Origin of the sequence: Streptomyces calidiresistens (assembly GCF_014141525.1) — a bacterium.
Taxonomy (GTDB): Bacteria; Actinomycetota; Actinomycetes; order Streptomycetales; family Streptomycetaceae; genus Streptomyces; species Streptomyces calidiresistens.
In genome coordinates this window covers 1-12,832 of sequence record NZ_VKHS01000065.1, presented here as the reverse complement: position 1 = coordinate 12,832, position 12,832 = coordinate 1, and the positions used below count along the sequence as shown (strand labels likewise).

At 71.7% G+C, this 12,832-nt stretch carries 12 protein-coding genes; 3 read left to right on the top strand and 9 right to left on the bottom strand.

All coding sequences use genetic code 11. From position 1 onward, the window contains the following. A partial coding sequence (locus FOE67_RS30245) for a D-alanyl-D-alanine carboxypeptidase (protein WP_182660922.1) occupies nt 1–1,093 on the bottom strand: 1,093 nt, incomplete at its 3' end. Between the two features lie 99 nt (nt 1,094–1,192). On the opposite strand from FOE67_RS30245, the gene FOE67_RS05245 reads away from it, so the two are divergent. After that, a complete protein-coding gene (locus FOE67_RS05245; protein WP_182660920.1) occupies nt 1,193–1,690 on the top strand; it encodes an inorganic diphosphatase in 498 nt (165 codons plus the stop codon). A gap of 97 nt (nt 1,691–1,787) precedes the next feature. Here the strand turns inward: FOE67_RS05245 and FOE67_RS05240 are convergent, their stop codons facing one another. After that, nucleotides 1,788–3,392 (bottom strand): threonine/serine exporter family protein, encoded by a 1,605-nt coding sequence (locus FOE67_RS05240; protein WP_182660918.1) that lies wholly within the window; start codon nt 3,390–3,392, stop codon nt 1,788–1,790. A 354-nt stretch (nt 3,393–3,746) separates the two neighbouring features. Between FOE67_RS05240 and FOE67_RS05235 the strand changes: the two genes are divergently transcribed. Further along, nucleotides 3,747–4,739, top strand: a complete 993-nt coding sequence (locus FOE67_RS05235; protein ID WP_182660916.1) for a DUF368 domain-containing protein — start codon at nt 3,747–3,749, stop codon at nt 4,737–4,739. Between the two features lie 261 nt (nt 4,740–5,000). Here FOE67_RS05235 and FOE67_RS05230 read toward each other — a convergent pair whose 3' ends face one another. The 7 genes from FOE67_RS05230 to FOE67_RS05200 form a co-directional block, all read right to left on the bottom strand. Next, nucleotides 5,001–5,774: a MerR family transcriptional regulator gene (locus FOE67_RS05230; protein WP_182660914.1), complete on the bottom strand. Its 774-nt coding sequence runs from the start codon at nt 5,772–5,774 to the stop codon at nt 5,001–5,003. A 124-nt stretch (nt 5,775–5,898) separates the two neighbouring features. Beyond that, entirely contained in the window at nt 5,899–6,363 is a 465-nt protein-coding gene (locus tag FOE67_RS05225; RefSeq protein WP_182660912.1) for a hypothetical protein, read from the bottom strand. Nucleotides 6,364–6,827: 464 nt separating this feature from the next. Next, nucleotides 6,828–7,388: a hypothetical protein gene (locus FOE67_RS05220; protein ID WP_182660910.1), complete on the bottom strand. Its 561-nt coding sequence runs from the start codon at nt 7,386–7,388 to the stop codon at nt 6,828–6,830. Between the two features lie 228 nt (nt 7,389–7,616). Further along, a complete protein-coding gene (locus FOE67_RS05215; RefSeq protein ID WP_182660908.1) occupies nt 7,617–8,171 on the bottom strand; it encodes a hypothetical protein in 555 nt (184 codons plus the stop codon). A gap of 370 nt (nt 8,172–8,541) precedes the next feature. Beyond that, nucleotides 8,542–9,108: a hypothetical protein gene (locus FOE67_RS05210; RefSeq protein ID WP_182660906.1), complete on the bottom strand. Its 567-nt coding sequence runs from the start codon at nt 9,106–9,108 to the stop codon at nt 8,542–8,544. A gap of 90 nt (nt 9,109–9,198) precedes the next feature. After that, a complete protein-coding gene (locus FOE67_RS05205; RefSeq protein ID WP_182660904.1) occupies nt 9,199–10,692 on the bottom strand; it encodes an aldehyde dehydrogenase family protein in 1,494 nt (497 codons plus the stop codon). Between the two features lie 64 nt (nt 10,693–10,756). After that, nucleotides 10,757–11,593, bottom strand: coding sequence for a Sco1979 family transcriptional regulator (locus FOE67_RS05200; protein ID WP_182660924.1), 837 nt, complete (start codon nt 11,591–11,593; stop codon nt 10,757–10,759). A gap of 381 nt (nt 11,594–11,974) precedes the next feature. Here FOE67_RS05200 and FOE67_RS05195 point away from each other — a divergent pair, with 381 nt between their 5' ends. Then, nucleotides 11,975–12,598: an ATP-binding protein gene (locus FOE67_RS05195; protein WP_182660902.1), complete on the top strand. Its 624-nt coding sequence runs from the start codon at nt 11,975–11,977 to the stop codon at nt 12,596–12,598. The last annotated feature ends 234 nt before the right edge of the window (nt 12,599–12,832 follow it).

Below are 12,832 nucleotides of genomic sequence, written 5' to 3'. Positions count from 1 at the left end.
CCCCCCGCGCCGCCCCGCCCCGGCCGTCGCCGTGGCCACGGGCCTCCCCCACGGCCCGGGCCAACGCCTCGGCCATGTCGTTGTCGCTCTCGGTGAGCATCTCCTCGATCAGGACCGACAGCGGCGCGGAGCGGTGCACGGCCAGTTCCTCGGCCTTCCCCGGCACGGCCCGGGGGGCGGCGGAGGAGCCGCGCACCTCGACGCCCTCCTCCTTCAGCAGGCGCACGAAGGCACCCGCCGCGTCCGCCGCCGGGTCCGCGGAGCGGGGGGCCGGGCCGGTCGTGCTGTCGTCCAACCGTCCGCCGTTGACCATCAGCGGGGTGAACGGCGCGATGTTGTGGTTGACGCCGATGGAGTGGTGCGAGGGGGCGCCGCCGGGTCCGGGGTCCCAGCCGACGCCCACCGCGCCGATGCCGCGCGTGCCCAGGGCCTCGGCGGTCCGGGCGGCGAGCCGGCCCAGTTCCCGGTGGGTGAGACCGGTGTCGCCGCCGCCGACGAGGATCACCCGCTCGCGGTCCGGATCCAGGACCACCCGGGTGGTCAGCCGGTGGTCGGGGCCCAGGGTGTGCAGGGCGGCGGCGGCCGTGGCCGCCTTCACCGTCGAGGCCGGGGCCATCGACCGGTCCCCGTTCCGGGCGTACAGCGGGCGCCCGTCGGCGAGGTCGATCACGGTCGCGGCCGGGGCGGTGCCCAGCGCCGGGTCGTCGAGCAGCGGGTCGAGGACCGAGGCGGGATCGATCGGTGCCGGGTTCCCGGCGACGCCCCGGTCGCGGTCGGCGGGGGTCGGTTCGGTGCCGGGGAGGAAGTCGATCACGCGCGGCCCGAGCGGATCGAGCACCGGTCCCGCGGAGGGGGCGGCGACCGGCTCCTCCCCCGGTCCGGAACCACCCGAACGGTCGCCGGTCGTTCCGGTGTCCCGCGACCCGGTCGGCGTACCGGCGGCGGCGACGGCGCGGACGCGTTCCGCCTCCCGCTGGCCGGCGTCCCACGGCCCCGACAGGACGATCGCGCCCAGGGCCGCCGCCACACCCACCGCCGCGGCCACCGCCGCGGGGCGGTGGGCCGACCGGTGGCGCCGGATCGTCTCCCGCACCGCATCCCGCACCTGTCACCAGCCCCTTTCGCGACCACAGCACCGCCCGGGGGAAACTAAACCATCCGTAGCCGGTCACGACGCACAAGGAGCCTCCCCGTGGAGTTCGACGTCACCATCGAGATCCCCAAGGGTTCGCGGAACAAGTACGAGGTGGACCACGAGACCGGACGCCTCCGGCTCGACCGCCACCTGTTCACCTCGACGGTGTACCCGGCCGACTACGGCTTCGTGGAGAACACCCTCGGCGAGGACGGCGACCCGCTGGACGCCCTGGTCCTGCTCGACGAGCCCACCTTCCCGGGCTGCCTGATCCGCTGCCGCGCCATCGGCATGTTCCGGATGACCGACGAGGCCGGCGGCGACGACAAGCTGCTGTGCGTGCCCGCCGGCGACCCGCGCATGGAGCACCTGGCCGACATCGGCGACGTCAGCGAGTTCGACCGCCTGGAGATCCAGCACTTCTTCGAGGTCTACAAGGACCTGGAGCCCGGCAAGTCCGTCGAGGGCGCCGACTGGGTGGGGCGCGCCGACGCCGAGGCCGAGATCGAGCGTTCCTTCAAGCGACTGAGCGACCGGGGCGGCGACAAGCACTGAGCCGCCGGCCGTCCCGCGGTGGTGCGGCGCGTGCCCGTCCCCGGGCACGCGCCGCACCACCGCGGGGGCCCGCCCGGCCCCCGCACGGGAACCGACGTCAGAATCCCCGGGTGCGCTTGGCGCCGCGCCGCCCGGTGGCCGGGCCCAGCCGTCCCGGCGTCCCGATGAACAACCGCGCGATCTCGCTTCCCAGGTTCACCCCGATGGCGATGGCCAGCGACAGCGTCGCCGCGCGCAGCAGGTGCTGGCCACCGGTGGCGATGCTGCCCTGCGCCAGCCCCAGCAGCCCGAAGTACAGGGCGCTTCCCGGCAGCAGCGGGCCGATCGCCGCCGTCACGTACGGCAGCGCCGAGGTGAGTCGGTGGCGGGCCAGCAACTGCCCGAAGAGACCCACCATCCCGGCGCCCACCAGCGTGGCCGCGAACGGGGAGATGCCCCCCACGTCGTGCAGGGCGCCGAACATCAGCCAGGCCACGCCGCCGTTGAGGATGGCCGCCGGCAGGGTCCGCCGGTCCTGTTGCAGCATCACGCAGAACGCCAGGGTCAGCGCCATCGCGGCCAGCAGCTGCACCACGGGGCGGTTCTGGGTGTAGAGCGCCTCCGGGTTGAGGGTGACGCCGGAGGTCTCCCCGATGTAGAGGATCGCCAGCACGCCGATGACGATGCCCGCGATCAGGTACATCACCTCCAGCATGCGGGCGGAGGCGGTGATGTAGTAGCCGGTCAGGCCGTCCTGGACACCGGCCACCATGGCGCGTCCGGGGAAGAGCGCGAAGAGTCCACCGGTGATCACGGCAGCGGCCCGCACCAGACCCGGTTGCAGGGCGGCCGTGGCCACCCCGACCGCCGCGGGCCCCGTGGCGGCGGCGACGAACTGGTAGAACTCGGGCAGACCGCGGGCCGCCAGCAACCAGGCCAACCGGTCCCCGATCACCGCGCCGAGGGCCGCCAGGATGAACACCATCCAACCGCCGCCCACCAGCACGCTCGCCGACCCCGCCAACAACCCGGCGGCGGCCGTCAGCTGCCACTTGGTGAAGGGGTGGCGGTTGCGGCGTATGTCGGCCAGCCGCCCGTACGCCTCCTCCAGGGTCACCGAGCCCGCGGTGATGTCGTCCACCAGGCGGAAGACCGCGGCCAGGCGGGTGTAGTCGGTGCCGCGCCGACGCACGATGCGGCTCAGCGACACCGGGTCGTCCACCAGCGACGGCTGGTGGGTGACGGAGATGAGCGTGAAGGTGACCGTCGCCTCGCAGCGGTCCAGGCCGTAGGCGTGGGCGATGGCGAACATCGCCGTCTCCACGTCCTCCGCCCCCTCGCCGCTGGCCAACAGCAGCTCGCCGATGCGCAGGGTCAGGTCGAGGATGCGCGGCACCGGCGGTCCGCCCTGCTCCTCCCGCTCGGCCGAGGCGGGCGGCTCCGGCGCCGGGCGCTCGGCCAGCGGCAGCCTCACCATGTGGCGCATCCGGTCCTGCCAGCCCAGCGGCTGCTTGGTGCGGGTCAGCACGGGGATGCCGGCCACCGGTGTGAAGGCCGGGTCGGGGCGCGGGGGTCGGAAGTCGCTGTGCGGCTCGACGGGCGCCCGGGAGCGCACCCCCTGGGGAACCGCGAATTCCGAGGTGGGGTTCTCGTCCTCCGGCGGCGGCAGCCTCAACCCCTTCGGAATCGCGAACTCCGAGGTGGGGCTGTCGTCCTCGGCCACGTCGGCAGCACTCCTTCACATCACGTGTGCGTCCCGGTACCCCCCTCCCGGCGAAGTGGGCGACCCCCCGAAGGGCCCCCCTGGCGAAGCATAGGATGAGTGGGGCCGCGTGCCGGACAGGCAGCCCCGGGGCGGGCTGTGATCCCGGTCGCGGGCGGCGACCCGACGCGCGGAGCACCACCCGGGTGTGCCCGCCCTTCCCGACCCGTGTGAGTGGAGACCATGGCAATGCACTCCGACGTTCCCGGGGCCACCGGGCACCCCCGCCCGGCGGGGACCGGTCCCTTCCCCCCGGGCGGACGGCCGGCCTCCGGCGTTCCGACGGGCCCCGGTGATCCGGAGGCGACGGCACCGATGGCGGCCGTCCCGCTCGACGCCGCCGGGGGGCCGCACTCCCCCACCCGCCCGCCGGTGCGCCGGGAGAACCGGATCGCGATCGCCCTGCGCGGATCCCTGATCGGCGTGGCCGAGGCGCTGCCCGGCATCAGCGGCGGCACCGTCGCCCTCATCGTCGGCGTCTACGAGCGGCTGATCGGCGCTGCCGGACACCTGGGGGCGGCGCTGCGGTTCGCCGTCACCGACCTCCCGGCGGGACGGGGCCCGGGGCGGGCCCTGGAGGAGAACCGTCGCGCCGACTGGGGGCTGCTCGTCCCCCTGGCGATCGGCATGGTCGTCGGCCTGCTGCTCAGCGCCCGCCTGCTCGCCCCGCTGGTCACCGACCACGGGCAGTACGCCTACGCCGTCTTCTTCGGGCTGGTGCTCGCCTCGCTGTGGATCCCCTTCTCCGGCTCCGGCGGGCGGTGGAAGGCCCGCGAGTGGCTGACCGCCGCAGTGGCGGCCGGCCTGGCGTTCTGGCTGACCTCGCTCTCCCTGGGCGGGGCCGCCGACAACCCCCTCGCGGTGATCGGGTCGGGCGCGATCGCGGTCTGCGCGCTGGTGCTGCCGGGCCTGTCGGGCTCCTTCCTGCTGCTGGCGCTGGGCATGTACGAGCCGACCATCGAGGCCGTCAACGAACGGGACCTCGGCTACATCGGGATCTTCGCCACCGGCGCCGTGGTCGGCCTGGTGTGCATCGTGAAGCTGTTGCGCATGCTGCTGGAGCGGCACCACCGGATCACGCTGGTGGTGTTGACCGGCCTCATGGCCGGGTCGCTGCGTGCGCTGTGGCCCTGGCAGGGCGACGAGCACGACCGCACCCTGTACGCCCCCGACGAGGCGGTGGGACCGACGGTGCTGCTCTTCCTGCTCGGCTTCGCGGTGGTGACGGCGGTGCTGGTCGCCGGGCACCGGCGCACCGCCGCCGCCGAGGGGCGCGGCCGGGGTCGCGGGCGGCACGCCCGGACCTGAGCCGGCGCCGGCGCCGGACCGCCCCGCGAACGCCGACGCCCCGCCGGACCCGTCCGGCGGGGCGTTCGTCCTCCGGGGCACCGTGACGCGGGGACGGGTCGGGGTGCGGGGCCGGCACGGCACGGCACGGCAGCGGGGGCGCCTGCCGGCCCCGGCGCCCGCCCGGCATCGCGTCACGGGTGGCGGGGCTCCCGGGACCGGACCGGTGGTCCGAGGGGATCGGCGGCCGGCGGCCGGGCCGCGAACCAGGGACCGGGCCCGTCAGCCGGCGGCGGGGCCCCGGCGGGCGGCGTTGGCCCGGATGGCGTCCCGCAGCCAACCGGCCATCCCCTCCCGGATCCGCTCGTACGTGGCGGTGAACCGCTCGTCCGCCACGTACATGTCGGCCAGGTTGACGTGCATCGTGTGGTCGCAGGGGTAGAACCAGCGGCAGATCTGCTGCCGGTGCTCCTCAGCCAGATCCATCCCCTCCGGGGAGTCGGGCGCCGTACCTGCCGCCACCAGTTCCGCGATGCGCGCGTTCAGCTCGTCGCCCTCGTCCTTGATCCGCCGCCAGTCCTCCTTGGTGTACCGGGCCGAACGGCGCCGGGACTCGGCCCACGCGTCCGTGTCGCCCCAGCGTTCCTCGGCCTCCCGGTCGTAGGCCTCCCAGTCGTGGTCGCGACCGAAGACCTCGAACCGTTCCTCGGGGGTGAGGTTGATCCCCATGCGTCTCGCCTCCATGGCTCGCTCCACGGCGGCGGCCATCCGTCGCAGCTTCTCGATCCGCTCGGTGAGCAGGTGATGCTGTCGGCGGAGCCGCTCGGTCGGGTCGAGGTCCGGGTCGTCCACCAGGATCGCGATCTCCTCCAGCGGGAAGCCGAGTTCCCGGTGGAAGAGGATCCGCTGGAGCCGGTCGAGATCCTTCTCCTCGTACCGGCGGTGCCCGGCGTGCGTACGACCGCTCGGCTCCAGCAGTCCGATCGCGTCGTAGTGGTGCAGGGTGCGCACACTGATCCCCGCGAAGCGGGCCACCTCGCCCACCGACCAGCCCATGGCCGCCTCCGTCGTGTTCCGTGTTCCGACAACCCCCACCGTGACGCCTCACGTCGCGTGAGGTGCAAGCGGAGGCGACGGCCACCGGCGGGGCGCCCCCGGGATCGGGAGGAGGGCGGACGGGTCAGCGGACGACGGCCTGGACCTCGAGCACCCGCACGGGGGTCTCCCGCCACTCGCTCTCCAGGGTCTCCGGCAGACCGGGGAGGGTGAGCGGGGCACCGTTGTTCTCGAACCGCACCGTGTAGACCAACCGCGCCCGGGCCGGATGGGCGGCGTGCCCGTCCCCGGTCCTCGCGGCCCCGTTCACCGACGCCCGGTCGTAGATGTGCGAGCAGACATCGGACTCCCGCACGGTGAACGGACAGTCCAGAACACCGCTGCCGTCCCCCGGGTCCACCTCCAACCGCGAGGGCTCCGCGATCGCGACCACCCCACCGGCCGAACTCCCCCGCACCTCACCCTCCGACGGCCCCTCCGCCCACCACCAGGTGTCCACGAAGATCACCGCCTGCGTCGGCGGATTGTGCGCGAGCGTGAACCCGGGAACCGAGAGCCGCCCGAACGCCTCCCACGCCAGATCGGTCAATGACGGGCCGATGTCCCCGGGGGTGAACCACCCCCATTCGCCGTATTCATCCCCATTGGGATGGTGACATCCTTTGTACGTGTAGACGGATTCCTCGGTGGGTGGCTCCTCCGGCCACGATTCCGGGTCCGGATACACGACGGACGGAAAGTTCATGTAGCACGCGTAATCCCCTTCACAGAAGGTTGTCGCACCCTCTCTCCCCATCCCTTCCACCAACGAAAGATCGCATGAAGGAGAAGAGGAGCCGCCTCCGCTTCCGCTTCCCACCGGCCCGGCATCGTCCTCTTCCCCGGGGGACCCACCTCCACACACGTACACCATTTCCCCGATGTCGTGCCCGACCCAGCAGTCGGGATCATCGAGATTGGCTGCGGCGGGGGACGCACTCATGGAGAGCGCGACCGCCGCCACCAGGAGAAATGGCGCGTGACCCCGGATTGACCCCGGTTCCCTCATCGTCGTCAACACGAAATCACCGCCTCTTCCTGAGGGAGTTGATCCACCAGGATCCATCCTTCAGGGTTCAACTCCGCAAGAAATACACGCGGAGTCGCTCCTCTTTTTTCGATGGGTGCCTCGACGCCGTCAGCCATGATCGGCCAATCGTCCTCGTTCACGCAGGACTCCACCCGCGCGGAATCCTCGCCGACCGACAGAACGGTCACGTCGGTGATCGCGGGTTCACCTTCCCTGAAGAAACCCTGATCGTGATAGCTCGCGACCATCGTGAGCCTTTTCTCCACCAGATCCGGGGACGCGAATTCGAGGAGGGAGCCGCCGTCCAGAGGGGCACCGTTCTCGATGGCGATGATCTCCGCCCAGTAACGGTCGTGGAGATCCTCCAGCGCTCGGACGTCCTCCTCGCTCAGGGTCTCCTCCGACTCGGGGGTCTCCTCCGCCGGGGTGGGGACGGGAAGCGCGGCGTCGTCGGCGTCATCCCCGCCGCCCGAGCAGGCGGACAGGAGGGCGGCGGCCACGACCACCGCGAGGAACCGGGAACGTCGGATGGGGGTCTTCGTCACGGACCACAGCGTAGAAGCGGTCACCGACTGCGCGGTACACCGGATAATGCCCCGTCACGGAACGGTGACGAACCGCCGGCCCATTCCCCGGCAGCCCCCCGGATGCCCCGTTCCGGGGCGCCGGGCCACGGATCGGAGGAGGAACGCGGTGCGACCGCACCGGATGGGGATTCGCTTGATACCGCTGAAGACAGCCGAAAGGGGCCCCGGCGTCCCGGGCGGGGTGAATCAGCGGACGACGGCCTGGACCTCGACCACCCGCACGGGGGTCTCCCGCCACTCGCTCTCCAGGGTCTCCGGCAGACCGGGGAGGGTGAGCGGGGCACCGTTGTTCTCGAACCGCACCGTGTAGACCAACCGCGCCCGGGCCGGATGGGCGGCGTGCCCGTCCCCGGTCCTCGCGGCCCCGTTCACCGACGCCCGGTCATAGACGTGCGAGCAGACATCGGACTCCCGCACGGTGAACGGACAGTCCACCACCCCGCTGCCGTCCCCCGGGTCCACCTCCAACCGCGAGGGCTCCGCGATCGCGACCACCCCACCGGCCGAACTCCCCCGCACCTCACCCTCCGACGGCCCCTCCGCCCACCACCAGGTGTCCACGAAGATCACCGCCTGCGTCGGCGGATTGTGCGCGAGCGTGAACCCGGGAACCGAGAGCCGCCCGAACGCCTCCCACGCCAACTCCTCCACCGAGGGCCCGTCACCGGGTGGCGTGATGAATTCCCACACCCCGGGAAGCTCGCTCCCATCGGGGGCGAAACACTTCTTGAAGGTGTACACCGAGTCCTCGGTGGGAGGTTCTTCCGGCCACGTGTCAGGAGTCGGATAGATATACGAAGGAATGGCCGCCCAACACGCGTTCACCCCCTCACACCACCGCGCATCGCCCCTGCCGTGGACATGGGATAGGTCACACGAAGGAGAAGCGGAGCCACTGCTGCCGCCGTCATTCCCTCCCCGAACGGCATCACCACTTCCGGCCGGGGTCCCCCCACCGCACAGGTACACCATTCTTCCGGTACCGCGTTCGGTCCAGCAGTCGGGATCGCTCCGATTGGCCATGGCGGGGGAAGTCGGAAAAGTCAGGGCAGCCATGAAGCCGGCAAGAATGACCACGCTCCCCCGGAGCACCCATCTGCACCCCCGGGGATCAACACGAAATCTCCGCCTCCTCCTGAGGAAGAGGATTCACGAGAATCCATCCGTCCGGAGTGCGCTCCGCCAGAAAGGCACGGGGTGTGGCCCCTCTCTTCTCGATCGGAGCCTCGACGCCGTCAGCCATGATCGGCCAATCGTCTTCGTTCACGCAGGACTCCACCCGCGCGGAATCCTCGCCGGCCGACAGAACGGTCACGTCGGTGATCGCGGGTTCACCTTCCCTGAAGAAACCCTCACGGTGATAACTGGCGATCGCGGAGAGCTCCTCCTCCACCAGATCCGGGGACGCGAATTCGAGGAGGGAGCCGCCGTCCAGAGGGGCACCGTTCTCGATGGCGATGATCTCCGTCCAGTAACGGTCGTGGAGATCCTCCAGGGCCCTGATGTCCTCCTCGCTCAGGGTCTCCTCCGGTTCTGGGGTCTCCTCCGCAGGGGTGGGGACGGGAAGCGCGGCGTCGTCGGCGTCGGTCCCGTCACCGCCGCCCGAGCAGGCGGACAGCAGGGCGGCGGCCACGACCACCGCGAGGAACCGGGAACGGCGGATGGGGGTCTTCGTCACGGACCACAGCGTAGAAGCGGTCACCGACTGCGCGGTACACGGGGTGACGCACCGTCGCGAAACGGTGACGAACCGCCGGTTCCGGGAAGCTCAGAGCGGAAAGCTCGTGCGGCCGTGTTGGACGGAGATCCACTTGGTGTCGGTGAAGGCGTCCAGCAGCGCGTCCCCGTTGAGGCGGCCCAGACCGGAGCACTTCATGCCGCCGTAGGGCACGATCGGCTCGTCGGCGACGGTGGCGTCGTTGACGTGCACGATGCCGGTCTCGATCCGGCGGGCGATCCGCAGGCCGCGCTGGATGTCGCGGGTGTGGACGGCGCCGCTGAGGCCGTAGGGGGAGTCGTTGGCCAGGGTGACGGCCTCGTCCTCGCCGTCGACGGCGGTGAGGAGGACGACGGGGCCGAAGATCTCCTCGCGGTGCAGCGGGGAGTCGGTGGGCACGTCGGTGAGGACGGTGGGCGGCACGAGGTTGCCGCGTCGTTCCCCACCGTGCAGGATCTTCGCGCCGCCGTCCACGGCGCGCCCGATCTGCCCCCACAGGTGGTCGGCGTAGCGGGCGTCCATGAGGGGGCCGATCTCGGTGTCCGGGTCGGCGGGGTCGCCGGTCCGCAGGGCGGAGACCCGGGCGAGGAAGTGGTCGGTGAACTCCGGCAGGACACCGCGGTCGACCAGGAGGCGGTTGGCGGCCATGCACATCTGGCCCTGGTCCATGAAGCGGCTGAAGACGGCGGCGTCGGCCGCGTACGCGGGGTCGGCGTCGTCCAGCACGATCAGGGCGCTGTTGCCGCCGAGTTCGAGGACGACCCGCTTGAAGTGGCCGCCGGCGACGGAGGCGACGTGCCGGCCGGTGACCTCGGAGCCGGTGAAGCAGATCACCCTGGGCACCGGGTGCTCGATGAGGATGTCGCCGACCTCCGCTATGTCGGTGACCAGCACGTTGAACAGGCCGTCGGGGAGTCCGGCGTCGGCCAGCAGGCGGGCGAGGAGGGTGCCGCCGCAGATCGGGGAGGACTGGTGCGGCTTGAGGACGACGGCGTTGCCCAGGGCGAGGGCGGGCACCACGGTCTTCAGGCCGAGGAAGAGCGGGAAGGTATAGGGGGAGATGACGCAGACGGTGCCGACGGGCAGCCGGGTGAGGTAGTTCTCCTTGCCCTCCACCGGGGAGGGCAGGATGCGGCCCTCGGCGCGCAGCGGCAGGTGCAGGGCCTCGCGCAGCGCCTCGCGGACGAGGCCGAGCTCGTAGGCGATGCGGGCCCTGGTGCCGCCGAGTTCGGCGGTGATCAGTGAGGCGATGAGGGGTTCGCGCTCGTCGATGAGGTCGAGCAGGCGCTCGATGACACGCCGCCGGGCCCCGGGGGTGGTGGCGGCCCATTCGCGCTGGGCCGTCTCGGCGGCACGGTAGGCGGCGTCCACCTCGTCGGCGGTGGCGACGGTGATGGCGGCGAGCTTGTCGCCGGTCCAGGGGTTGAAGTCGATGACGTCCCAGTCGCCGCTTCCGGTCCGCCAGACACCGCCGATGTACTGACGGGCGAGGTCGTCGAGAACGGCTTCCGGGCCGATGGACGGGACCTCGGGGAAGTCGGACATGTCACTCCTCGGCGCGCGGTCTTGGAGGATGACGTGGATGACGGGACGTCAACCACCGCGAATCCTACAGTTGTCGGGTGATCTCGTGGAGAAGGGCGCGGGTTTCCCCGGGAGTCGCGGCCACTCCCGACAGGGCGTTCATGGTGCGGCGGTACTCGGCGACCTCGTCCTCCTTGTCGAGGTAGAGGGCGCTGGTGAGCTGTTCCAGGTAGACGACGTCGGAGATCTCCTCCTCGGAGAAGGAGAGGATGACGAAGGCCCCGCTGACGGCGGGGTGGGTGGGTCGGTCGAAGGGGACGACCCGCAGCGAGACGCCGGGCATCTCGGAGTACTCGGCGAGCAGCTTCAGTTGGTCCCGCATGACGGCCCGGCCGCCGTAGACGCGGCGCAGCGCCCCTTCGTCGAGGACGCAGTGCAGGCGGGGGGCGTTCTCCCCGACGAGGAGTTTCTGGCGTCCCATGCGCAGCGCGACCCGGCGGTCCACCTCCTCGGCGGGCAGGTCCGGGTAGTTGCCGACGACGACGGCGTGGGCGTACTCCTCGGACTGCAACAGGCCGGGGACGAACTGCACCTCGTAGGTGGCGATGGAGGCGGCGGCGGCCTCCAGGCCGACGAAGGTGGGGAACCAGCCGGGGAGCACGTCGTTGTAGCTGTGCCACCAGCCGGGACGGTTGGAGGCCCGGGCGAGGTTGAGCAGGGGTTCGCGTTCGGCCTCCTCGGTGACCCCGTAGAGCGTCAGCAGGTCGGCGACGTCACGCGGCTTGAAGCTCACCCTCCCCAGCTCCATTCGACTGATCTTGGATTCCGAGGCGCGGATCGAGTAGCCGGCGGCTTCGCGGGTGACCCCCCGCGATTCGCGCAATCGACGCAATTGGGCACCGAGCAGGATGCGGCGCACCATGGAGCCGCTGGAATCGGCGCCTCCGACCTCTCCGGCCCGGCCGCCCCGCGGTGACTGCGGTGTGCTCATGGGGTCCGATCCTCCCTGTGACCCGAGAAGTCTGCCATCTCCGGGCTCCGTTGTGTGCGCGCCCGATTACACTCAATCGAATTTTGTCGATGCACGTGCATCTGCCCTTGCATTTGCCGTGGGCGTTGGGAAGCATGAGTGCAGCGCGCCGTCACGCCGACGCGCCCGCACGACCTTGCCGTGTTCGACGGGGAGACGGCAGGGACCGACGGGGGTGACTCCGTTGGCCACCGGGGATCGGTCCGTCCGCCATCCGATCGCCCCGGACCAGCCCAGCCGCCACCGCCACCGCGAAAGCCGGGAGTCCGCGCCATGGGGATCGAAGGAGTGCCCGTTCTCGACACGTTAGGTCGACAGCAGTCCCTGATCGATCCGCACAGTCTGGACGGGGCCGTCTCGGTACGACTGCCGAGTCGCCCCGAATCCGTGCGGGGAGCACGTGATTTCACCCGGACCACCCTGGCGGGATGGCGGCTCTCCGAGCGCTTCGACACCGTCGCCCTGGTGGTCTCGGAATTGGTGACCAACGCCCTGCGGCACGGGTGTCCGGAGTCCCCGGCACCCGCCAGGGTGCCGGCGCCGGCGCCGGGTCCGGGGGAACACCGCGCGGGGGTGCGCGCCCCGCGTCCGCGCAACGGTTCCGCCCCGGTGCGTGGCGTCGGCGCCCGAACGCCCCGGGGTGTGTTCCCCGGCGAGGTCGCCGGATCCGCCGACCTCGCGTCGGTGGAGTTGGAACTGCTGCGCAGCAATCGCCGCCTGGTCTGCGCGGTGCGGGACTGCGGGGAGCAGGCCCCCCGTCCCGCGCGGGCGGACGCCTCGATGGAGGGCGGCCGGGGACTGCACCTGGTGGAGTGCTTCAGCGACGGGTGGGGCTGGCGTCCGTTGAGCGACGGCAGACGGGGCAAGGTGGTCTGGGCCGCCTTCCGACTCGGGTGAGGGGCACTCTCCCCCTCACCGCCGGCTTTCCCCTCCGGGGATGTCACCTTCTTCATCCGCCCGACCGCGCCTCATCCCGTTCCATCCCGTTTCGCTCCGCTCGTTTCACGGAGTCGGAGCAGGCGGGGAGCGCGCCACACACGGCCGGTACCCCGGTGGGGGTGCCGGCCGTCGTGGTGCGCCGGGGGAATCGGTTCGGCGGCCCGGGCGCCGGGGTCGTGACCGCGGCGGGGC